This window comes from Brachybacterium hainanense (assembly GCF_042434575.1).
In the GTDB taxonomy this organism is placed as follows: Bacteria; Actinomycetota; Actinomycetes; order Actinomycetales; family Dermabacteraceae; genus Brachybacterium; species Brachybacterium hainanense.
Genome location: NZ_JBHLSV010000016.1, coordinates 26057 through 48317, shown reverse-complemented (window position 1 = coordinate 48317; position 22261 = coordinate 26057). Strand labels below are relative to the sequence as shown.

20 protein-coding genes are annotated in these 22261 nt (G+C 73.9%); 14 read left to right on the top strand and 6 right to left on the bottom strand.

Going from position 1 to position 22261, the window contains the following annotated elements; genetic code table 11:
• Positions 1-146: 146 nt before the first annotated feature.
• The 5 genes from ACFFF6_RS13135 to ACFFF6_RS13115 all read left to right on the top strand — a co-directional run bounded on the left by ACFFF6_RS13135 (position 147) and on the right by ACFFF6_RS13115 (position 6091).
• Positions 147-833, top strand: coding sequence for an NUDIX hydrolase (locus tag ACFFF6_RS13135; protein ID WP_376981429.1), 687 nt, complete (start codon positions 147-149; stop codon positions 831-833).
• Positions 834-875: 42 nt separating this feature from the next.
• Positions 876-2195 (top strand): quinolinate synthase NadA, encoded by a 1320-nt coding sequence (gene nadA, locus ACFFF6_RS13130; protein WP_376981428.1) that lies wholly within the window; start codon positions 876-878, stop codon positions 2193-2195.
• Positions 2196-2295: 100 nt separating this feature from the next.
• On the top strand, positions 2296-3984 hold the full coding sequence (gene nadB, locus ACFFF6_RS13125; RefSeq protein ID WP_376981426.1) for an L-aspartate oxidase: 1689 nt from the start codon (positions 2296-2298) through the stop codon (positions 3982-3984).
• A 103-nt stretch (positions 3985-4087) separates the two neighbouring features.
• Positions 4088-4954, top strand: a complete 867-nt coding sequence (nadC, locus tag ACFFF6_RS13120; RefSeq protein WP_376981424.1) for a carboxylating nicotinate-nucleotide diphosphorylase — start codon at positions 4088-4090, stop codon at positions 4952-4954.
• A 3-nt stretch (positions 4955-4957) separates the two neighbouring features.
• Positions 4958-6091, top strand: a complete 1134-nt coding sequence (locus ACFFF6_RS13115) for a cysteine desulfurase family protein (protein WP_376981422.1) — start codon at positions 4958-4960, stop codon at positions 6089-6091.
• A gap of 292 nt (positions 6092-6383) precedes the next feature.
• Here ACFFF6_RS13115 and ACFFF6_RS13110 read toward each other — a convergent pair whose 3' ends face one another.
• Together ACFFF6_RS13110 and ACFFF6_RS13105 are read right to left on the bottom strand one after the other, a co-directional pair.
• Positions 6384-6689 carry a hypothetical protein gene (locus ACFFF6_RS13110; RefSeq protein WP_376981420.1) on the bottom strand — a complete coding sequence of 102 codons (306 nt, stop codon included), beginning with the start codon at positions 6687-6689 and terminating at the stop codon, positions 6384-6386.
• 476 nt (positions 6690-7165) lie between these two features.
• Entirely contained in the window at positions 7166-9511 is a 2346-nt protein-coding gene (locus ACFFF6_RS13105; protein ID WP_376981418.1) for an AAA family ATPase, read from the bottom strand.
• A 99-nt stretch (positions 9512-9610) separates the two neighbouring features.
• On the opposite strand from ACFFF6_RS13105, the gene ACFFF6_RS13100 reads away from it, so the two are divergent.
• The 6 genes from ACFFF6_RS13100 (at position 9611) to ACFFF6_RS13075 (ending at position 15253) form a co-directional block, all read left to right on the top strand.
• Complete coding sequence (locus ACFFF6_RS13100; protein WP_376981416.1) at positions 9611-10846, top strand: sensor histidine kinase; 1236 nt, start codon at positions 9611-9613, stop codon at positions 10844-10846.
• Positions 10834-11529, top strand: coding sequence for a response regulator (locus tag ACFFF6_RS13095; RefSeq protein WP_376981415.1), 696 nt, complete (start codon positions 10834-10836; stop codon positions 11527-11529). The genes ACFFF6_RS13100 and ACFFF6_RS13095 overlap by 13 nt, the downstream gene beginning before the upstream one ends.
• A 55-nt stretch (positions 11530-11584) precedes the next feature.
• A complete protein-coding gene (locus tag ACFFF6_RS13090) occupies positions 11585-12679 on the top strand; it encodes an AAA family ATPase (RefSeq protein ID WP_376981412.1) in 1095 nt (364 codons plus the stop codon).
• A 65-nt stretch (positions 12680-12744) separates the two neighbouring features.
• Entirely contained in the window at positions 12745-13035 is a 291-nt protein-coding gene (locus ACFFF6_RS13085) for a hypothetical protein (RefSeq protein WP_376981410.1), read from the top strand.
• A gap of 29 nt (positions 13036-13064) precedes the next feature.
• A complete protein-coding gene (locus ACFFF6_RS13080) occupies positions 13065-14360 on the top strand; it encodes an alpha/beta fold hydrolase (RefSeq protein ID WP_376981408.1) in 1296 nt (431 codons plus the stop codon).
• A 50-nt stretch (positions 14361-14410) separates the two neighbouring features.
• The gene (locus ACFFF6_RS13075) at positions 14411-15253 is read left to right on the top strand and encodes a sugar phosphate isomerase/epimerase family protein (protein ID WP_376981406.1); all 843 of its coding nucleotides are present in this window, start codon (positions 14411-14413) and stop codon (positions 15251-15253) included.
• A 66-nt stretch (positions 15254-15319) separates the two neighbouring features.
• Here ACFFF6_RS13075 and ACFFF6_RS13070 read toward each other — a convergent pair whose 3' ends face one another.
• Together ACFFF6_RS13070 and ACFFF6_RS13065 are read right to left on the bottom strand one after the other, a co-directional pair.
• Complete coding sequence (locus tag ACFFF6_RS13070; protein ID WP_376981404.1) at positions 15320-15985, bottom strand: response regulator; 666 nt, start codon at positions 15983-15985, stop codon at positions 15320-15322.
• Positions 15982-17265, bottom strand: coding sequence for a sensor histidine kinase (locus ACFFF6_RS13065; RefSeq protein WP_376981403.1), 1284 nt, complete (start codon positions 17263-17265; stop codon positions 15982-15984). Before ACFFF6_RS13065 ends, ACFFF6_RS13070 begins: the two co-directional genes overlap by 4 nt.
• Before the next feature lie 113 nt (positions 17266-17378).
• Here ACFFF6_RS13065 and ACFFF6_RS13060 point away from each other — a divergent pair, with 113 nt between their 5' ends.
• On the top strand, positions 17379-18122 hold the full coding sequence (locus ACFFF6_RS13060) for a GAP family protein (protein ID WP_376981401.1): 744 nt from the start codon (positions 17379-17381) through the stop codon (positions 18120-18122).
• Here ACFFF6_RS13060 and ACFFF6_RS13055 read toward each other — a convergent pair.
• Positions 18106-19332, bottom strand: a complete 1227-nt coding sequence (locus ACFFF6_RS13055) for an MFS transporter (RefSeq protein WP_376981399.1) — start codon at positions 19330-19332, stop codon at positions 18106-18108. The two genes, ACFFF6_RS13060 and ACFFF6_RS13055, sit on opposite strands and share 17 nt — an antisense overlap.
• Positions 19333-19534: 202 nt before the next feature.
• Here ACFFF6_RS13055 and ACFFF6_RS13050 point away from each other — a divergent pair, with 202 nt between their 5' ends.
• Both ACFFF6_RS13050 and ACFFF6_RS13045 read left to right on the top strand, forming a co-directional pair.
• Positions 19535-20626 carry a glycoside hydrolase family 172 protein gene (locus ACFFF6_RS13050; protein WP_376981397.1) on the top strand — a complete coding sequence of 364 codons (1092 nt, stop codon included), beginning with the start codon at positions 19535-19537 and terminating at the stop codon, positions 20624-20626.
• Positions 20627-20986: 360 nt separating this feature from the next.
• Positions 20987-21874 carry an aldo/keto reductase gene (locus tag ACFFF6_RS13045; RefSeq protein ID WP_376981395.1) on the top strand — a complete coding sequence of 296 codons (888 nt, stop codon included), beginning with the start codon at positions 20987-20989 and terminating at the stop codon, positions 21872-21874.
• Between the two features lie 55 nt (positions 21875-21929).
• On the opposite strand, the gene ACFFF6_RS13040 is transcribed toward ACFFF6_RS13045, so the two are convergent.
• Positions 21930-22259 (bottom strand): nuclear transport factor 2 family protein, encoded by a 330-nt coding sequence (locus ACFFF6_RS13040; protein ID WP_376981393.1) that lies wholly within the window; start codon positions 22257-22259, stop codon positions 21930-21932.
• Positions 22260-22261: the final 2 nt, after the last annotated feature.

The following is a 22261-nucleotide window of genomic DNA, read 5'->3' as shown; positions in this document are numbered from 1 at the left end:
CGACGTTCTGGCCGGGTGAGTTAGAGTCACCCCGGCTGTGACCGCGGTCATACCTTAACTCGGGATCTTCCAGTTCTGGTCGCGGTGACCCTAAGGTCGTCGCCATCGTAAAGGTCCACGCGACTTTAACTGGAGGTGACCCGTCCATGGCCGATCCGATCGCGCTCGCCGTCTCGACGGTCATCTTCGCCCTGCGCCCCCACCCCACGGCGCATCGGCCCGTCCTGTGGATCCCGCTCGTGCGTCGCATCCGCGCCCCTCACCAGGGGACTTGGGCGCTGCCGGGCGGACCGCTGGCCTCCGACGAGGGGCTCGCGGCATCGGCCGCCCGCAATCTGCGCGAGACCACGAACCTGACCCCCGGGTATCTCGAGCAGCTCTACGCCTTCGGCTCCCTGGACCGCGCCCCCACCGCGGCCGAGCGCACCGTCTCGGTCGTCTACTGGGCCCTGGTCCGCGCCGCCGAGGCCGAGGCGGGCAGGGAGACGCTCAACGTCCGCTGGTTCGTGGCCGACGAGCTCCCGCCGCTCGCCTTCGACCACGCCCTCATCGTCGAGTACGCCCTGTGGCGCCTGCGCAACAAGGTCGAGTACTCCCGCATCGCCGCCGCGTTCCTCGGGGAGACCTTCACCCTCGCCGAGCTGCGCGGTGTCCACGAGGCCGTCCTCCAGCGGCCCCTCGACCCCGCGAACTTCCGCCGCCAGGTGGAGGCCTCCGGGCGGCTCGTCCCCACCGGCGAGTACCGCACCGGCGGTCGCCACCGGCCCGCCCAGCTCTACCGCCACGACGAGTCGATCGAGCTCGCCGACAACGGCCCGCTCACCGGCCTCTGAACCCGGCGCACCCACCACGCCCCGACCCGCAAGGACCTCGTCATGACCCTCACCGCCTCGGTCGACCTGACCATCCGCGACATCTCCCGCGGCGCCCCCGGCAGCACGTGCTCGACCCAGCTCCTGGACGCCCCCTGGGACGTCGACGCCCGCGAGAGCGGCTACGGCCCCGGCGCCTCGATGGCCGACGCCGCCCCCGTGACCGCACCCCGCCAGGGCGAGATCCCCGCCGAGTACCGCGAGGCGAGCGCCGAGGAGCTGGATCGCCGCATCCGCGCCGCGAAGGCGGAGCTGGGCGAGCGGGTCGTGGTGCTGGGCCACTTCTACCAGCGCGACGAGGTCGTCCAGCACGTCGACTACGTGGGCGACTCCTTCCAGCTCGCGAACGCCGCGAAGGCCCGCACCGAGGCGGAGGCGATCATCTTCTGCGGCGTGCACTTCATGGCCGAGACCGCGGATCTGCTCTCCGCTCCCGAGCAGGCCGTGATCCTCCCGAACCTCGCCGCCGGCTGCTCGATGGCGGACATGGCGGACATCGACCAGGTCGAGGAGGCCTGGGAGCAGCTCATGGAGGTCTACGGCGGCGAGGTCGACGAGGACGGGATCGCCGAGGTCATCCCCGTGACCTACATGAACTCGAGCGCCGCGCTCAAGGGGTTCTGCGGCCGCCATGGCGGGATCGTGTGCACCTCCTCGAACGCGGCGACGGTGCTGGAATGGGCCTTCTCCCGCGGCAGGCGCGTGCTGTTCTTCCCCGATCAGCACCTGGGCCGCAACACCGCGAAGGCGATGGGGATCGGCCTCGAGCAGATGCCGATGTGGAATCCGCGCCAGGTGCTCGGCGGCAACTCCGAGCAGACCCTCGCGGAGGCGAAGGTGATCCTGTGGAACGGCTTCTGCTCCGTGCACAAGCGCTTCACGACCGCGCAGATCGACAGGGCGCGCGCCGAGCACCCGGGCGTGCGCGTGATCGTCCACCCCGAATGCCCGATGCCCGTGGTCGACGCGGCCGACGAGTCCGGGTCCACCGACCACATCCGCCGGGCGATCGAGGGCGCCGCCGAGCCGACGACCTTCGCGATCGGCACGGAGATCAACCTCGTCCAGCGCCTGGCGGCGGAGCACCCGCAGCACACGATCTTCTGCCTGGACCCGGTCGTGTGCCCCTGCTCGACGATGTACCGCATCCACCCCGGATATCTCGCCTGGGCTCTCGAGTCCCTGCTGCGCGGCGAGATCATCAACCGCATCACCGTCACCGACGACGTCGCCGAGCCCGCGCGCCTCGCGCTCGAGCGGATGCTCGCGGCGAAGCCGTCCTCCGCCGCCGCGGCGCGCGGGGCCGATGCGGCCGGTCGCTGAGATGCCCGGCCGGGGAGCGGGCGCCGACCCGCATGCCGTCGGGGCCCGGGAGGCCGGACGGGGCAGACGCGCCGCGGATACCCTCGCCCCGGCCTGTCCGGTGACCGATGCGGACCTGCTGGTTATCGGCTCCGGGATCGCCGGTCTGAGCGCGGCCCTGCGCGCGAGCGCCGGCGGTGCTCGCGTGCTCGTGGTGACCAAAGGGGCGCTCGCCGAGGGCTCGACGCGGCACGCCCAGGGCGGGATCGCCGGGGCCGTCGGCCCGGGGGACTCCCCGGTCGCACACGTCGCGGACACCCTCGCCGCCGGCGCGGGGCTGTGCTCCGCCGATGCGGTGCAGGTCCTCTGCACGGAGGGGCCGGCCCGGATCGCGGAGCTCATCGCCCGGGGCGTCGCGGTCGATCGGGACCCGGAGGGTGAGGTCCTGCTGGGCCTCGAGGGCGCCCACTCCCGGCCCCGCATCCTCCACGCCGGCGGCGATGCGACCGGGCTCGCGATCGAGGAGGCGCTGCTCGCCGCGATCGACGCCGCCGCGATCCCGGTGCGCGAGCACGCGACCCTGATCGACCTGATCGTGTCCGACGGCCGGGTCCGCGGTGCGCAGGTGCTCGTCGGGGACGGTGCCGCGGCGGTCGCGCAGGTCCTCGATCTGCGCGCCGGGGCAGTCCTGCTCGCCACCGGCGGGGACGGCCAGCTCTTCGCCCACACCACGAATCCTGCGGTCGCGACCGGGGACGGCATCGCCGCGGCCGCCCGCGCCGGAGCACGCCTCGCCGATCTCGAGTTCCACCAGTTCCACCCCACGGCGCTCGCCGCGCCCGGGCCCGAGCCGGAGCGCCGATTCCTCATCTCCGAGGCGGTGCGCGGGGAGGGAGCCGTGCTGCGCGATGAGCATGGCCGCCGCTTCATGCCGGAGGTCGATCCCCGCGCCGAGCTCGCGCCGCGCGACGTGGTCGCCCGGGAGATCGCGCAGGTCATGGCCCGGCAGGGCGGCAGGCCCGTGCTGCTGGACGCGACCCGGACCGGGCCCGCGGGCATCGGTGCGGGCGAGCGGGCGGCCTGGCTCGCGCGCCGCTTCCCGACGATCGACGCGGCGGTCCGGGCCGCCGGGCTCGACTGGGCGCGGGAGCCGATCCCCGTGACGCCCGCCGCCCACTACCTGATGGGCGGGGTGTCCACCGACCTCGAGGGCCGCACCTCGCTCCCGGGCCTGTACGCGGCGGGGGAGTGCGCCCGCACCGGGGTCCACGGGGCGAACCGCCTCGCCTCGAACTCCCTGCTCGAGGGCGCCGTCTTCGGGCCCCGCGCCGCCGATGCCGCTCTTGCCGACCTCGCCCCCGTCCCGTCCGGGAATCCTGCGGCCGCGTCGCCGAGCGCGGGATCCGGTTCGCATCCTCACCCCGGAGGCGGGTCGCTTCCTCCGGTCGGGGGCGCCGCCGTGGTCGACCGGCGCGCTCTGCAGCGGCTCATGTGGGAGCGGGTCGGGCTCATGCGCACGGGCGCCGAGCTCGCCGAGGCCGCCCGCATCCTCGAGGCCTGGTGCGCCCCCGCGCCCACGTCCCGCTCCGCCGCCGAGGACCGGAACCTTCTGGAGCTCGGCCGCCGCGTGGTGGCCGCCGCCCTGGCGCGTCCCGGCTCCGTCGGCGCCCACCATCGCCTCGACGACCCCGCGCTCGTCGTTCCTCCCGAGGCATGGTCCGCCTGCCCCGAGCCGATGCCGCTCGAGGACACAGGATCGGTCCCTGCCGGTCGGCCGGTGCTCGAACCGGCGTCCGCCTCCGCTCCCTGATCTGCCCTGACCTGACCAGCGCTGGATCTGACCAGCGCTGGACCCGCCCCGGCCCCGACCTTCGGCGGCCCTGATCCGTCCCCGTCCCCTGGAGGCCCGCCCCATGCTCACTCCCGCCCACATCGACCGCGTCGTCTCCGCGGCCCTCGTCGAGGACGCCCCCTGGGGCGATGCGACCGGCGAGGTCTTCCTGCCCGCCTCGGCCCGGGCCCGGGCCGAGCTGCGTGCCCGCGAGCCCGGCGTCCTCGCCGGCGGCGATGTGTTCGCGGCTGCGTTCCGCCTGACCGACCCGACGGTGCAGGTCGAGCTGGCCGTCGCCGACGGCACCTCCTTCGCGGCCGGTGACGTGCTCGGACAGGTCGAGGGCCCGGCCCGCGCCGTCGTGCAGGCGGAGCGGATCGCGCTGAACTTCACCCAGCGCATGTCCGGGATCGCGACGCTGACCCGCGCGTTTGTCGATGCCGTGGCCGGCACGGGCGCGCGGATCACCGACACCCGGAAGACCACGCCCGGGCTGCGCGCCTTCGAACGCCATGCGGTCGCCGCCGGCGGCGGGGTGAACCACCGCTTCTCGCTCTCGGACGCGGTGATGGCCAAGGACAACCACCTCGCCGTGCTGCAGCAGCAGGGCCTGGACCTCACCGCGGCGATCCGCACGGCCCGTGCCCGGCTCGGCCACACGATGCGGCTCGAGGTGGAGGTCGACCGGGTCGAGCAGATCGAGCCGGTGATCGCGGGCGGGGTCGACGTCATCATGCTCGACAACTTCAGCCTCGAGGACCTGGCCCGCGGGGTCCGGATCGTCGCCGGCCGCGCGATCGTCGAGGCCAGCGGCACCGTCACCCTCGACACCGTCGGCGCGATCGCCCGCACCGGCGTCGACGTCATCTCCTCGGGCGCGCTCACCCATTCGGTGCGCAGCCTCGATCTGGGGCTCGACGTCGCGGTGCACGCGGGACGGGACGCCTGAGCCGTGCTCTACCTGGACGCGGCGGCGACCACGCCCGTGCGCCGCGAGGCCCTCGAAGCGGCCTGGCCCTACCTGACCGGAACCTTCGGCAATCCCTCGAGCCACCACACAGCGGGGGAGGCGGCCGCGGCCGGGCTCGCCGATGCCCGCGCCCGCGTCGCGACGGCGCTCGGGGTGCGTCGCAGCGACGTGATCTTCACCAGCGGCGGCACCGAGGGCGCGAATCTCGCGATCAAGGGCCTCGCCCTCGCCGCGGCCGATGCCGGACGGGCCCGGCACGTGGTGACCTCGTCGATCGAGCACGAGGCCGTCCTGGACAGCGTCGACTTCCTGGTGCGTCGCCACGGCTTCGAGGTGTCCTTCGCGGATCCCGGGTCGGACGGCGTCGTCACGCCTCGGGCGCTTGCCGCCGTCCTGCGCCCGGACACGGCGCTGGTCTCCCTGGCCTACGCGAACAACGAGGTCGGCGCGGTCGCGGACGTGCCCGCCCTCGCCGAGGTCGCGCACTCCTGCGGCGCCCTCCTGCACACCGACGCGGTGCAGGCCGCGGGGCATCTTCCGCTGCGGGATCCGGGGGCCGATGCGCTGACGATCTCCGGGCACAAGCTGGGCGCCCCCAAGGGCATCGGAGCGGCCATGATCCGCGGGCGCCTGCCGCTCGAGCCCCTTGTCCACGGCGGCGGGCAGGAGTCGGGTCGGCGCTCTGGCACCGAGAACGTCGCCTTCGCGGTCGCGCTCGCCACGGCCCTCGAGCTCGCCGAGGCCGAGCGGGAGGAGACCGCCGTGCGCCTGGCGGCGCTGCGGGATCGGTTCATCGGCCGCGTGCTCGCCTGCTGGGACGGCGCCTTCCTGACCGGTCCCGCGGAGCCGGCGCGGCGCCACCCGGCGCATGCCTCCTTCTGCTTCCCCGGTCGCAGCGGCGAGTCGATCCTGCTGGACCTCGAGGGGCGCGGCGTCCTCGCCTCGAGCGGCTCCGCCTGCGCCGCCGGCAGCGACGAGCCCTCCCACGTGCTCACGGCGATCGGCATCGACCAGGAGGTCGCGCAGACGGCGGTGCGCGTCACGCTGGGCGCAGGCACGACCGCGGCGGACGTCGAGGCGGCGGCATCGGCCTTCGAGAGCGTTCTTCGCGGATAGGCGGATAGGCGGATAGGCGGCCACGGTGTCGGCCGACGGGCCGGTCCGGCGCGATACCCGGGCCGAACGCGCCGATCCGCCTCGGGCGGTGTGCACGGCGAATTTCCGGGCGGGGAGACACAGTGCGTTCGGAAGACTCGTACATCATGGACATCATGGACATCATGGACATGTTCCTGGGACGCATCATGGCCCTCCGGGCGCACTCCGCCTCGCCGGCCCCTCCGCCACCGCGGCTGTCTCTTCCCATCCCAGGCACGCGACGTGGCCGTGCCCGTCGTGCCGAGCCCGGTCACCCCGCGTGGGCCCACCAGTCGGAGACCGCCTGCGAGACCTCGCGGCCGTAGAGGGAGGTGAGGTCCCGGTCCCGGTAGCGTGAACCGGTTCGGCGCGCAGCGGGAGCGGATCGGTCGACGGCGCAGGCGATCTCGTCCAGGGCGTCGGGACCCCGGCGCAGATAGGACCGCCGCTCTGCCAGGTTCAGAGCGATCAGCACGCTGTAGCCGAAGCCGTGGTGCGTGCAGTTCACGTCGAGCAGCAGCTCGGCGTCGCGCTCCAGGAGGAACCATGTGCCGGACCGGTGATCGATGACCTTCATCGCGTCATGCTGGCACTGCTCCGCCGAGGCGCCCAGGGCCGGAGCCTCACGTGACCATTCCGTTGCCGAGCGGTTTCGGACCCGGGTACGCGGCTCAGGTCGGTCATGTGCTGCTGCGCCACCGGTCCAGCTGCTCGTCCAGCGTTCGGCGGAGATGCCGGATCTCCCGCGGAGCAAGGACGCCCGCGAAGTCCGGATGTGGCAGTCGCCGTGCAGGAACGCCGAGGACCCGGCGGCGAGGGCCTCGTCGATCCGGGCGAGGTCTCCCAGCACGGTGGCGACGCGCAGGTCATCGCCGGGCTCCTTCCAGAGCCGTCGTGCCGCGGCTGCGAGCTCGCCGCTGTTCCGTCCGGCAGCGGACATCCTGTGGGGCTCCTCGCCGAGAGCTCCTCGGACATGCTCGCCCGACGCCGGGACCGTCCGATGGATCTTTCCCAGCAGTCGGGCGAGGGAGACCCACATCGCCGGCGTCCCCGTCATCCCGCCCAGGCCAGGAACTCTTCGGCAGCCACCACGGGCTTGCCCCATCTCGCGGCCGCCTTGGCCTTGTTCGACTGGGAACCGCGTTCGGCGACGACGAGGACATCGGTCCGGGTCTTGGTCACGTTCGCGACCGGCTGCAGGCCGTGGCGACGGGCGATCGACTCCATCTCCTCCCGCTCGAGGACGCCGCGGGAGGCATCGTGGACGGTGCCGGTGAAGCACACGCGCGCGCCCGGTCGCAGGAGCGAGGAGAGATCCGCGCAGCCCTCGAGGGCCAGGTCCTCCGGCAGCACCCGGATCCCGTAGTGCGCCTCCGCCGCGCGCAGCCGGTCCACCGCCTCCTGATCGGGGTCCAGGACCCTGGACCAGGCGCGCTCGAGCTCCTGCGCGAGCAGCCCTGCCGCGTCGTCCTGCGCGGAGACGTTCCCGCCCACCAGGAAACCGGTGGGCCCTGCGATCCCCTCGGGACCGGTGGTGCGGGCCAGCAGGAAGCCGTGGCCGCGAGGGATGACCGGGAAGGTCGTGTCGGCACCCGGGAGCAGGGGGAGCATCCCGGCCTCCCCGGCCACGATCCCCTCGGCCGGGGCGTCCTCCCGGCGCAGACGCAGGGCGGCGTCGCGGATCGCACGGGCGCGGTCGAGGGCCGTGCCCGTGCGCACGGCCGTGCGCTCGGCGATGGTGAGGCGAGAGGCGGGCAGCTCCACGCCCAGCGGCATCGGCTCCACATGCTCGGTGCGCTTGAGCTCGAAGTCGATGACGTGCAGCAGCTCGTCGATCCCGACGCCCACGGGGACCCGGCCCGCGAGCAGGGGCGAGAGCGCGGGCCATGCCTCGGACAGCAGCGGCGCGAGCTGCACGTCGCGGGCGGTGATCCCGAACTCCGACTGCGCCCGGAACAGATCCATGGTGGGGTTCACGACGGTGGTGACCTCGTCGCCGTCATCGGTCGCGACCGCGATCTCCACGGGCCGCGGCCGGTACCGGTCCCCGCGCTCGCCCACGATCAGCGCGCTCAGATACACCTCGCCCAGCGCATCCCGCGGCGGGATCGAGGCGGTGAGGAAGCGCCGCACCCGAGGATCGGTCTTGAGGTCCCGCGGCAGCACGTCGCGCCGCAGGACCAGCCCCGCCAGGCTCGTGCAGCGCGAGAGCGCGACATACAGCTGACCGCCCGCGAAGGTGCCGCCGGTGAGGTCGACGATCACCCGGTCCAGGGTCTGCCCCTGCGACTTGTGGATCGTGATGGCCCAGGCGAGCTTCACGGGCAGCTGCGTGAACGTCCCGATCACCTCATGGCGCAGCTCGCCGCCGTCCACGACCGGCCGCGTCACGTCCCAGGTGTGGGGCCGCACCTCGACCCGGTCGCCCTCGCGCAGGTCCACGTCCAGGACGGGCCCGTCGGCATCGGCCCGGATCCGGGCGATCCGGCCGAGGGACCCGTTCACCCAGCGGTCCCCGGGGTCGTTGCTGAGCAGCATGACCTGCGCGCCCTCGGCGAGCTCGAGCTGCGCCTCGGTGGGGCGCTCGAAGCCGTCGAGCTCGCCGCGGACGTCGGCGGCGAAGGCCCGCACCGGTGTCCCGAGCCGCTCCAGCATCCGTGTGTTGCGGCCGTTCACGATCGAGTTGGTCGTCGCGAGGGTCAGCCAGAACTCGTCCTCGGGCGGCTCGAAGTCCCGGTTCGTGCGGGTGTTCAGCTCCGCACGGGCCTCCTCGAGCAGCGTCCCCTCGCGGACCTGGTTCAGCAGCTCGATCAGCCGTGCATCGCCCTGCTGGCGGAACACCGTGGTCAGCTCGAGGACGGGGAAGACGTCCCGGTCGAAGGAGCGGGCCGCGGAGAAGTAGGGGCTTCCGTAGCGCTCCTCGAGGAACGCCGTCTCCGCATCGCGCACCACCGGCGGCAGCTGGTACAGGTCGCCGACCAGCACCAGCTGCACCCCGCCGAAGGGCTCGCCGGGCTGCGGTCCGAAGCGCTCGAGAGCCGCGGCGAGGGCGTCGAACAGGTCCGCGCGCACCATCGAGGCCTCGTCGACGACGAGCACGTCGAGCTCGGCGAGGGTCTTCGCGAACCGGCCCGGGAAGTAGCCGGGACCGCGCACCATCTCCTCGCTGACGCCGGCCGGGAAGGAGAACAGCCGATGGATCGTGTACCCCTGCACGTTCAGGGCCGCGATCCCGGTGGGCGCGACGGTCACGGCCCGCTTCCGCGTCCGCTCCAGGAACAGGCGGACCAGCGTCGACTTGCCGGTGCCGGCACGGCCGGTGAGGAACACGTTCGACCCACCCAGCAGCAGGTCCAGGGCTTGGCGGAACTCGTCGGTCATGGTGAGGGTCGCGGCCATCGGCCCATTGTCCCGCACCCCCGGCCCGTGGTGCCGGTCCGGCATCGCCTCGTGCTTTCGGCCGATCCCGAGCAGGCGGCTCCTGCCTACGATGGGGCCATGCCGTCCGACCCGCCCCTGCCCTCCGAGGCGGAGGCCGATCCCGCCTCAGGCTGGCGGCCGGCGCTGCAGGCGCTCGGCGTCTCGGCGCTGTGCCTCATGATCGGGGCGCTGGTCATGCTGGCCGTCTCCGCCTCGAGCCTGCAGGAGCAGGGCACCCCGCTTCCGGAACCGCTGCGGCTCGTGCTGCTGATCGACCTGCTGGTCGGCATCGTCTGCGCCATCGCGGTCGGGCCGATGCGCCGTGCCGGCACCTGGAACCTGCTGATCGTCGCGTCCACCGCGGTCAGCGGCACGTCGATCGCCGCCGGGGCGGTGGCGCTCGCCCGGATCGGGGAGCGGCGGACGCGGCGTCTGGACGCGACCGCGATCGGTGTCGTCGCCGTCTGCGCCGTCGTGAACGCGCTGCTGCTGCGCTGGGCCGCCCCCGGCAGCGTCTGGACCATCCCGTGGGAGGTGCTGCTGAGCCTCGCCTTCGCGGGCGCCTCCCTGCTGTGGGGCCGGGCCCGGGGGACGCGCGCGGCCCTCATCACCTCGCTGCGCGCGCAGACTCTGACGGCGCAGCGGGAGAAGGAGGCGCTCGAACGGGAGCATGCCGCGCTGATGGCGCAGGCGCGGTCGGAGCAGCGGGCCGCGATCGCCCGCGACATGCACGACAGCCTCTCGCATCATCTCTCGCTGATCGCCATGCACGCCGGTGCCCTCGAGTACCGGGACGACCTGCGGACGGCGGACCGCCGTGCGGCGGCCGGGACGATCCGCGCGAGCGCGCAGGCGGCGAACGCGGAGCTGCGCGAGGTGCTCTCCGCGCTCCGCGCCGACGGGGCGCCGCTGCCCACGGCGGCGGATCTCTCCGCCATGGTCGAGGAGGCGCGCCAGAGCGGCCACCGCGTGCATCTGCGCTGGTCCGGAGGCCCGTTCGAGGCCGCCTGCCTGGACCGGGCAGGGACGACCAGCGTCGTCACGATGGTGCGGATCACCCGGGAGCTGCTGACCAACGCTCGTCGGCACGCGGCAGGGGAGACCCTTGAGCTGGACCTCGACCGGGAGGGCGAGGAGCTCGTGCTGCGGGCTCGCAACCCGGCTCCGTCGTCGGCCGCCGCGGGGAGACCGGGCTCGGGGCTCGGCCTCGTCGGCGTGCGGGAGAGGATCCGTCTGCTGGGCGGGACGCTGCAGGTGACCGGTCGGGCCGGCACGGACTTCGAGGTGGAGGCGCGGCTGCCATGGAGACAGTGACGCAGACAGCCACGGGGCAGGTCAGGCTGCTGGTCGTCGACGACGAGGCGCTCATGCGGGCCGGTCTGAGGCTCATGCTCGACGGGGCGGAGGGCATCACGGTCGTCGGCGAGGCGGGCGATGGCGTCGAGGCCCTCGCGGCCGTCGCCGAGCTCGACCCGGACGTGGTCCTCATGGACCTGCGGATGCCGACGATGGACGGGATCGAGGCCACCGGGCGTCTGCGGAAGGCGGGTTCCCGGCCCGCGGTCGTCGTGCTCACCGCGTTCGACACCGATTCCTTCCTGCTGCGGGCCCTGCGTGCCGGCGCGGTCTCGTTCCTGCTCAAGGACACGCCGCCGCAGGATGTCGTGCAGGCGGTGCACGAGGCCGCGCGGGGAGGGGCGCGGTTCTCCCCGACGGTGCTCACCCGGCTGATCCGTCTCGCCGCACGGGAGGACGTCGCGGCCGCGCAGGAGCCGGAGGCGCCCGCGCCGCCCGCCGCGCGGACCGTGGCCCCGGCGGAGGTGACCGCCCGCGAGTGGGACGTCGCACAGCTGGTCGCCCAGGGACTGACCAACGGCGAGATCGGGGAGGCGCTGATGATGTCGCTGCCGACGGTGAAGACCCACGTCGGTCATCTCTTCGAGAAGCTGCACGTCACCAATCGCGTCCAGCTCGCGATCCGCGTCCTCGAGCGCTGATGCCTGCCGGTGATATTGCGATGCTTCCCCAGGAGCTTCCACGTAGGCTTCTGACATGCATGTTCTGCGTCTGGCTGGGCCGCCCGGAGTGGGGAAGTCGACCCTCGCGCAGGCGATCGCCGCGCGCTTCGCGGCCGCCGGGGACGCCACGACGCATGTCGACATCGACCAGCTGGGCATGCTGTACCCCGCACCGGACGGGGACCCGGACCGATGGCGGCTCAAGGAGCGCGCGCTGGACCGGGTGGCGATCATCCATCGCCGCGCGGGCTCGCACCGTCTCGTCGTCTCCGGGGTCGCCTGCCCGGACCTGCCGCCGCCGCCGACGATCGCCTGCTCGGTGACGTCCCTGTGGCTCGATGCCTCGGATGCGCAGCGTCGTGCACGTCTGGGCCCGCGCGGATGGAGCCCGGAGCAGCGGGAGCGGACGGTGCGGATCGGCGGGGAGGAGTCCGCGCGCCTCGCTCCGGGCTGGAGGCGCCTCGGGACCGATGACCTCGGCGTCGAGGAGACCGCCCGGAGGATCCTCGACCTCGCGGCGCAGGCGGAGGCGAAGCCGCTGGGGCCCACCCCCCTGCCGGAAGGGGCGGACAGCCAGCTCGCCCCGGTCCTGTGGATCACCGGGCCGCGCTGCACGGGCGCCTCCAGCATCGGCTGGCAGCTCGCCCAGGAGGCGTGGGCGGCCGGTCGCCGCCTGGGCTTCCTCGACCTCGCCCAGCTGTCCCTCGCCCGGAACCTGCCCGGAGGGGAACGGGCCGCCCGCGTGCTCGGCGCGGACTGCGCGGCCAGTCTCCACGAGTGCTTCGTCGCCGCCGGCGGCACGGCGAGCATCGTCGTCGCCCCGCTCGACGCCGGTCCGGAGCTCGCGCTCGCCGCCTTCGGCGACGTCCCCGTGATCCCGGTGCGGCTGGACGCATCGGCCGCGGACCTGCGCGCACGCGCCCGGTCCCGTGCCGACGGCGGCGGGCCGGTCCTCGCCGGCGACGACCTGCGCGAGGCCACGCCCTTCGAGATCGCCGCCGTGGTCCGGCGGGCCCTGCACCAGCGCATGCTGCCGCTGCGCCCGGGAGAGATCCGGGTGAGCACCACCGGGGCCGACGTGCCCTCCGCCGCGGCCCGGATCCGCACGGCGACCGGGTGGTCGGCCTGATCCGGACGCTCCCGTCGGACCCGCGCTCGTAGACTGCCGGGCACGGAGAGCGGAAGGAGCGGCCGATGGCGATGGCGCTCGCGGTGCTGCTCGGCGTCCCGGCCCTCCTCGTCGTGATCGGGATCGTCCTCGTCGCGCTCGGCGTCCGGGAGCTGCGGGCGACCCCGATGCGGCGCGCGGGCGTGCTGCCGATCGTCGCGGGTGCCGGCACGCTGTTGTGCGCGGTGCTCGCGCTGAGCGTGCTGTGGAGCGACATGCCCTACGGGGTCGTGCTGCTCCCCGTGCTCGCGCTCGTCCTCGCGGCCCTGGGGGACCTGGTGCTCCTGGCGCTCTGGGCGGTTCTGCGACTCCGATGATCCGGAGCCGCCCCGCCTAGACTCGTCCCATGCCTCCTGAGACCGCCTCCTGGACCCTGCCCGGCCTCGTCCTGACGGACCTGACGCTCGAGGTCCCCCTCGATCATGACCGCCCCGAGGGACCGCGCCTCAGCGTGTTCGCGCGCGTGGCCGCGGCCGAGGGCGGCGCGGACCGGCCCTACCTCGTCTACCTGCAGGGCGGCCCCGGCTTCGAGGCGCCCCGGCCGGCGCTCGAGTCGCCGAGCCCGTCCTGGCTGCCGCGCGCCCTCGAGGACTTCCAGGTCGTCCTGCTCGACCAGCGCGGCACCGGCCGCTCGACACCGGTGGGACTGGACGTCGTCCTGCCCGCCGGCGCGATCCCCGGAGCGGCGACACTGCGGGAGGCGGCGCCCGAGGACCAGGCCGCCTACCTCGCGCACTTCCGGGCCGATGCGATCGTCCGCGACGCGGAGGCGGTCCGTGCGGCGCTCGGCGCGCGGTCGTGGTCGCTGCTGGGCCAGTCCTTCGGCGGCTTCACGACCCTGCGCTACCTGTCCGAGCACGCCGACCGCCTGGACCTGACCCTGTTCACGGGCGGCCTGCCCGTGATCGGCCCGCGACTGGACGAGGTCTACACGACGACGTGGGAGGGGATGGTCCGGCGCTCCGAGGAGTTCTACGCGCGCTTCGACGGGGACCGGGACCGCATGCGCCGGCTCGCCGACCTCGCACGGGCCGGCGAGCTGGTCCTGCAGGACGGGCAGGCCGTGAGCCCTGACCGCCTGCGCACGGTCGGGCACCTGCTGGGAGCCTCCGGCGGCGCGGAGAGGCTCCACTACCTGCTCGAGCTGGATCCGGTGAGCCCGGCCTTCCGCCAGGCGCTCGCGGACGCCCTGCCCTTCGGGGGAGCGAACCCGATCTACACCGTCCTGCACGAGTCCTGCTGGGCCGATGGCCAGGCCACCCGCTGGGCGGCGGACCGCACCATGCCGGAGCAGGTGCGGGCCGATCCCACCCTGCTGGCCGGGGAGCACGTCCACCGCAGCCTCCTGGACGAGGACCCGCAGCTGGCGCCGTGGAAGGAGGTGGCGGACATCCTCGCCGAGCACGAGTGGCCCGCCCTCTACGACTCGGAGGCGCTGCGAGCCGCGCAGGTCCCCGGCGCCGCGGCCGTGTACTTCGCCGACGCCTACGTCCCCGCGCAGTACTCGCTCGAGACGGCGGCGCTGCTGCCGAAGCTGCGCCCCTGGGTGACCAGCGAGTATGAGCACAACGGCCTGCGCGCGAGCGGCGACGGCGTCTTCACGCACCTGCTGGACCTCGCCCGCGGGCGCCGCACCGCCTGATCGGCGAACGCGGCTCCGGTCGGGGCGCAGCGGTCGATACAGTGGATGCCATGAGCAACGACGCCCCCGCCCCCGCGACCCCGATGGCGGTGCACGCCTGGTCCCTGCATCGGACGCTCGGCCGCTTCGTGTCCGAGCACGCCAATCCGCCCGGATCCACGGGCATGATCCCGACGGCCGCGGCGCCCGGCGCCGTCGACATGCTGGACCTGCCGCGGGAGCTCGCCGCCCACGGCATCGGGACGGTGCAGCTGTGCCACTTCCACCTGCCGCGCCGCGACCGCTCCTATCTCGAGGAGCTGCGAGCCGCGCTCGCCGAGGCCGAGGTCGCGCTCGACGCGCTGCTGGTCGACGCCGGTGACCCGATCCACCCCACGGACGCCGATGCCCACGAGGCCTGGATCGCCGGCTGGCTCGAGGACGCCGCCGTGCTCGGCGCCGCACGCGGCCGCGTGTGCGCGGGGGAGTCGGCACCGACCCCGGAGCGCATCGCTTCGAGCGCCGCCCGGCTGTCCCGCCTGGCCGCGGGATCGCCGGTCCGGGTCGTCACCGAGAACTGGAAGGACCTGCTGCCCACGGCCGCGGACGTCCACGCGCTGCTGGACGCGACCGGGGACTCGGTCGGCCTCCTGATCGACCTCGACAACTGGCAGATGCCGGATCGCGACGCGCAGCTGGCGAGCATCGCCCCCCGCGCCGAGACCTCCCACGCCAAGTGCCCCACCATCGCGGACGGCTCCCTGGACACCGAGCGCTACCGCCGTACCCTGCAGGCGGTGCTGGGAGCGGGCTACGCGGGACCGCTGTGCCTGGTCTACGCGGGAGCGGACGACGACGAGTGGGCGGGCCTCGCCGCCTGCCAGCAGGTCGTCGACACCGTGCGCACCGCCTGAGGAGCCATCGGCGCCGACCCGGCTCGCCGTCCGGCACCTGCGGCGGTCACCCGCCGCCGGCGGGGCTCAGCGGTTCTCCTGCCACCACAGCGCCGCCTGCAGGCGGGAGTCGACGCCGAGCTTCGCGAGCACATGCGTCAGATGGGACTTGACCGTCGTCAGCTCGATGAACAGCTCTCGGGCGATCTCGCGATTCGACATGCCGGTCGCGAGCAGCCGCAGAACGTCCTCCTCGCGCGCGGTCAGGGCGGGTCCGGGTGGCGGCGGAGGCAGGGCCTCGACGGTGGCCGGCTCCCCGCCGCGCAGCCGCGCGAGCACGGCGCGCATGGCCTCGCGCGACAGGGCCGCATCCCCGGCGGCGACCGCCCGCACCGCGGCGAGGAAGCGGGCGGGATCCTCGGACTTCACGAGGTAGCCGTCGGCCCCGGCGGCGAGGGCGCCCAGCACGTAGTCGTCGAGGTCGAAGGAGGACACGACGAGCACCCGGGCCCCGGTCGCGCACAGGTCCGGGGTGATGTCGATGCCGGTCGCGCCGGGCATCCGCACGTCGGTCAGCACCACGTCGGGCCGGTGCTCCCGGGCGATCGCGAGCGTCTGCGGTCCGTCGCCGGCCTCGCCGACGACGTGGATGTCCTCGGCGGCGTCCAGCAGGGCGACGAGCCCGGCTCGGACGGCGGCGTGGTCGTCGGCGACGATGACGCGGATGGGGGCGCGGTGCGGCAGCTGGGTCATGCGGGCCCTCCTCGGGGTGGCGGGGCAGGAGTCGGCGGATCGTGGGCCGGTGGTGCGGGAACGGCGTCGATGCGGGCGGGCAGGCGCACCTCGAGCCGCCAGGACCCCGGATCGCGGGGATCGGTGGCGGACCGTGCGACGCCGCCGAGCGCTCGGCAGCGGTGCTGCAGCGAGTCCAGGCCCAGCCCGGTACCGGGATCGGCCGCACCGCTGATGCGGTTGGTGCAGGTCAGGATCACCTCCCGCCTGTCCCGCTCGAGGCGGACCTGCAGGGTGCGCGGCGCCTGTCCGTGCCGCAGCGCATTGGTGACGGCCTCTGCGCCGCAGCGCAGCAGAGCGGCGCGCACAGCCGGTCCCACCGTCGTCTCGTCCTCGACCAGGGGGTCGACGGAGATGTCCGCGGCGGCGTCCCCGGTTCGCAGCCGGTTCTCGAGCTCCGCCCAGGACACGGTCGTGCCGAGGACGCGCGCGGTGTTCGCGTCCTCCTCGGTGAGCAGGCCGATCATGGCGCGCAGATCGCGCAGAGCGGCCCGGGCGGAGTCCTGCGTGGTCAGGAGGGACTGCTCGCGCGCGGCGGCATCGGGCAGCGAGCGGGCGAGCCCCGCGTGGAGGGTGACCGCGCTCAGATGCCCGGCGACCAGGTCGTGGAGGTCCTGGGCGATCTCCTTCCGTTCGAGCTCGACGGCGCGGTCGGCGCGCTCCGCGGCGAGGGTCCTCTCCGCGGCGGCGAGAGCCTCCGCGGTCAGCTGCGCGGTGCGATGCAGGCGCACGTCCCAGCCCCAGGCGAGAGGCGTCGCGACCGCGACGACCACCACCAGCAGGCCCACGACCATCCCCTCTCCCGGCCCGAGCAGCTGCACGAGCGCGGCGATCAGGCTCGCCGACAGCACCGCTGCGACCGCGGTCGCAGCCCGGGCCAGGCGCAGCGTGCCGTGCACGATCGGGGACCACAGCGCTTCGAAGAGCAGCAGGTAGGCCGCGATCTGGCCGCCCCACAGGACGATGCCCACGCTCAGACCGCCTGTCACCGCGAGGGTCACGACGGGGTGCCGGCGCCGCCACAGCGTCCCGACGGCTGCCACGAGCAGGACGACGAGGCCCAGGACGTGGGTCTGCTCGGAGCTGCCGCCGAGGAAGCCGGAGGTGCCCACGCCCACCAGCTGCAGGGCGAGCACGGCACCGATGTACAGCAGCGCGGCGCGGACGTCGCGGCGCTCGATGCGGTCGGGTCGCGAGCGCACGCCGGGATCGGCGAGGGCATCGGCAGCGGACCGGGACATGCCGGCAGGCTACCGGCACCCCGCCGCTCCGGGTCGGTCGCAGGCCGCGGGACGGCAGGGTTCGGCACCTAAGGAGGAGGCGCGGACACGACCCCGGCCGGAAGGATCGGAGCATGGAGCAGCTCATGTCCGCCGCCGGCCCGCTGGGCCTGGTCGTCCTCGCCCTCATCGACTCCACGAGCGTGGGAACCCTCGTGATCCCGCTGATGATGCTGGTCGGCTCCGCCGGTCCTGCCCGTCGCGTGGCCGGACGCACCGTCCTGTACCTGCTGGCGATCGGCGCCTTCTACTGGGTGCTGGGGGTGCTGCTGCTGGCGGGGCTGCTGCCGCTGCTCGAGCGGGCGCAGGGTCTGCTCGCCACGCCCGCCGCCTCGGTGCTGCTCGCCGCGATCGGTGCCGCCCTGGTGGTGTGGTCGTACCGGAGTGATCCGGCGACGATCCGCAAGCGCGGCGGGGACCCGGAGGCCTCCTCGCGCCGCTGGGCCGAGCGGGTCCAGCGCGCCGCCGACTCCCTGCGCCTGCTGGTGGGTCTCGCCCTGCTGGCCGGGGTGGTCGAGGCCGCCTCGATGATCCCGTATCTCGCTGCGATGGGGATCCTCGCCGACATGGGCGTGGGCCTCGGCGGGGGAGCCGTGATCCTGATGGGCTACTGCGCGGTGATGATCGCGCCCGGTCTGCTGCTCGCGGGCGCGAGGATGCTCGCCGGCAGCCGGGCCGATGCGCTGCTGGGCCGCATCCACACCTGGGCGATCCGCAATGCAGCGAGCGCCTTCTCCTGGGCGGTCGGGATCATCGGCGTGCTGATCCTGCTGCGCACCCTGGGCCCGGCGCTCGGCGTCCTCACCGCGCTGCGCTGAGCCGTCCGCGCCGCCCGAGCGCGAGGACGGCCAGCATCGCCAGCAGCGGCAGGGCGGGCACGACGCGCAGGGCGAGGCCCACCGAGGCCAGGGAGATCAGCGAGCTCGCGACGATCACGCCCGCGGAGCTGGCGGTCCGCAGCATCGCGAACACCTCGGCGCGGCGCTCGGGCGGCGCCAGGTGGTCCAGGATCAGGGAGTACGAGGTGCCCAGCGGGGCGAGGACGGCGCCCACGAGGACCGCTCCCAGCAGCGTCGTCGAGACGCTCTGGCCGATGGCGACGATGCCGATGCCGGCGGTGGTCACACCCAGCCAGGCCGTCACGAGCCGCAGCCGGGGGCCGCGGCCGCGCGCGCTCACCCAGAGCCCGCCGGCGACCGAGGCCAGGCACAGGGCGACCGGGAAGATCGAGCTCCAGGCCGGGTCGAGGCCGTAGCCGACGGCGAGGGACACGGCCCCGATCTCGATCGTGGCGATGGCTGCGCTGCTCGAGGCGGAGCAGCCCAGCCACAGCCAGACCTGCCGCGGCAGCGGTGCGCGGCGCCCGCCCGTCTCCGGAGATGGCGGTGCCGCGGAGCCGGCCGCGCCGCCGGGACCTCGCCGCAGGGTCAGCAGCGGTGCGGCCCCGAGCACGACGACCGTCCAGGCGGCCAGCAGCGGGGAGGCTCCGCCGAGGACGGAGGCGAGGGCGGGGGAGAGGACGAACACGATCTCGTTCAGCGTCGCGGACACGCCGAGGGCGCGGGGCAGGCGCGATGGGGTGATGAGCGCGTTGAGCGCGGCCCGCAGGCGGCCGTGGACCGCACCGGCGACGAGCCCTGCCGCGGCGGCCGCGGCGACGAGCAGCGCGAAGGGGCCGTCGGTGCCGGCGAGCACGGCGATCGCGGCGAGGGCGAGGGTCCGCAGCGCCACCAGCACCGGCACCGAGGCGAGCAGCGGAAGGCGCCGGCCCAGCCGGGTGATCGGGACGGCGCCGAGCACCTGTGCGATCGTCATGGCCAGCACGAGCGCGGCACCGGAATCGGCGGATCCCGTGATCGGCAGGGCGATCAGCGCGAACAGGATGGGGGCCGCGGCCTGCGGGACCGAGACGGCGGCGCTCGCCGCGAACCACCCCAGCAGCGCGGCGGAGGGGCGGGGCCGGGACGTGAGGCGGCGCGTGTCGGTGTCGGCGCAGCGCCGCAGGCGGCCACCATCGTTCCCGAGCACCCGATCCCCTCTCGCCTCGTCCGATGCGCGATCGCGTGCGCGCGGCCCGAACACTCTACTGTCCGTCCTGCCGGGCACGCCCGACCCCTGCTGCCGAGCATCCCCGCGATCCTTGACGCATGCAGGCCGGCTCCGTACCGTGCGGGGACATCGTTCCCCGCGACCGCCGCCGGTCGCCCCGCCGCTCCGATGAGGGAGTCCCATGGTGCTCGCCGCCGAGTCCATCGCCCGTCTGCGCCGCGTCACCACGCGCTCGATCAGTCCGGAGAACCCGGACGGCTCCCCAGGCGGCGGCGCCCGCGCCACCGAGGGCACGGGCGCCGACTGCGCCCGTGACCTGGGTCCGGGCTGGAAGATCTCCCCGAGCATCGACATCGAGCCGGGCCGCGCCCATCCGCTCGCGGAGATCGCGGGGTCCGGGAGGATCACCCACATCTGGATCACCGTGCATCCCGACGCCTGGCGGTCGCTGATCCTGCGGGCGTACTGGGACGGCGCCGAGGAACCCGCGATCGAGGTCCCCTACGGCGACTTCTTCTGCCAGGGCTGGGGTGTGTTCGCTCAGGTCGACTCGCAGGTCGTCGCCGCGAACCCGCATGGCGGCCTCAACTCCTACTGGCCCATGCCCTTCCGCGAGGGCGCGCGCCTCACCCTCGAGAACACGGCGGATTCCCCGGCTCGCGTGTACTACCAGGTGACCTTCGAGCAGGGCGGGGACCACGGCGAGGACGGCTATCTCCATGCCCAGTGGCGCCGCTCGAACCCGCTGGCGGACCGCACTCCGCACGTGCTGCTCGACGGCATCGAGGGGCAGGGGCACTACGTGGGCACCTACATCGCCTGGGGCTCGCACTCCAACGGCTGGTGGGGCGAGGGCGAGATCAAGTTCTATCTGGACGAGGACGAGCAGCACCCCACCATCTGCGGCACCGGCACGGAGGACTACTTCGGCGGCGCCTGGAACTTCGACGTCCCGGGGCAGGGGTACACCACCTTCACGACACCGTACCTGGGCATGCCGCAGGTCATCCGGCCGGACGGCCTGTACGTGTCCCAGCAGCGATTCGGCATGTACCGCTGGCACCTCGCGGACCCGATCCATTTCGCGCGTCGTCTGAAGGTGGACATCCAGGCGCTCGGCTGGCGCAGCGGCGGGCGGTACCTTCCCCTGCGCGACGACATCGCCAGCACGGCTCTGTTCTACCTCGATCGTCCCGTCGCCTCCCGTCCCGGGACCCCCACCGCCGACGCCATGGAGATCCAGCGCGGCCCCGGCGCAGCCCCCGGTCCGTGAGCCGATGCTGCTGCGCCGAGGGGAGGGAGACGTTCGGCCGAGGGAGCTGCAGGCGGGAGCTGCGCAGAAGGAGGGGCGCGCCGCCGACCGGGACCGTTCGCCCCATGCCCGATCGGCGGCGCGCCAGAAGTCGCGACAGCTGGCGGGGTGCACCGCGTCAGCGACATCCGTGGCACCAGGGGGAGCGATCCAGGACCGCTTCCCCTGACTGCTCGACCAGCATAGGGGACCCTCACCTCATTACGCAAGGTCATGGTTGCAAAATACGTGTTTAATAGGCTGACCTGGGGAGGTGGGCGCGTGGGGCCGCGCGGTGGACAGGGCTTTCCCTGTGTGTGATGCAGCGCATACGCTCTGCCTATGACCTCTCCTCGCCGCATCGGATCCCTCACCGTCTCGCCCCTGGGCCTCGGCGCCATGCCCCTGTCGCTGGGACGTGACCCTCTTCCCCCGCATGACCAGGCCATCGCCACCGTCCATGCCGCGCTCGACGCGGGGGTCACCCTCATCGACACCGCGGACGTGTACGCGCCCAGCTGGGACACGATGGGCCACAACGAGAAGATCGTGGCGGAGGCGCTGCGCTCCTGGAGCGGAGACGCCTCCCGGGTCGTCGTGGCCACCAAGGGCGGGATCACCCGTGAGAAGGACGTCACCCCCAATCGTCGCAACGCCTCTCCCGAATACCTGCGCAGCGCCCTCGAGGCCTCGCTCGGCGCCCTCGGCGTGGACCGGATCGACCTGTACTACTGGCATCGGCCGGACCGCTCGCGTCGCTACGCCGACGGCGTCGAGGCCCTCGCCGCCCTCCAGCAGGAGGGGCTGATCCGCGAGATCGGCGTGTCGAATGCGAACGTCGAGGAGCTCGACGTCGCGCGCGAGGTCCTCGGCGAGGGCGGCCTCGCCGCCGTGCAGAACGAGTTCTCGCCGCGTTTCCACCACACCAGCCACCGTGAGCTGCAGTACTGCGCCGAACACGGCATCGCCTTCGTCCCCTGGTCGCCGCTGGGCGGCATCGGCGGCGGATCGAAGACCGTGGGGGAGAGGTTCCCGAGCATCGCGCAGGTCGCCGCGGCCCACGGTGTCAGCCCGCAGCAGGTGACGCTCGCCTGGGAGCTGAGCCTGGGCGAGCATGTCGTGCCGATCCCCGGCGCGAGCCGCCCCGAGTCCATCGCCGATTCGGCGCGGGCCATGGATCTCGAGCTCAGCGCGGAGCAGCGCGCCCTGCTCGACGAGATCCTCGCCTGAGCAGGGCGCGGGTGCGTCCTGTGCCCGCCGCCCCTCCTGTCCGGGGGCGCCCCGATCAGCCCTCCCGGATCGTCATCCGGGCGATCCTGTCGCCGTCCAGGTCGAAGCGGAAGCTGGACGGGCCGTTGGCGTGCGTCGAGCGCCAGTCGCCCACGACGGTCACCGACGGGCCCGAGACGGTCACGGCGGTGACCGTGAGCGTCGGGGAGGAGCCGATGAACTCCGTGTCGCTCCATCGCGAGATCTGCTCGAGGCCCATGAGCTCGCGGCCCCAGTCGTCGACGACCGGCGTGTCGGTGAAGAGATCGAAGGCGCGGGGGTCGTGTGCGGTGACCGCCGCGAGGAACGAGGCGACGGGCTCGGGGATGGACGGTGTGCTCGTCATGG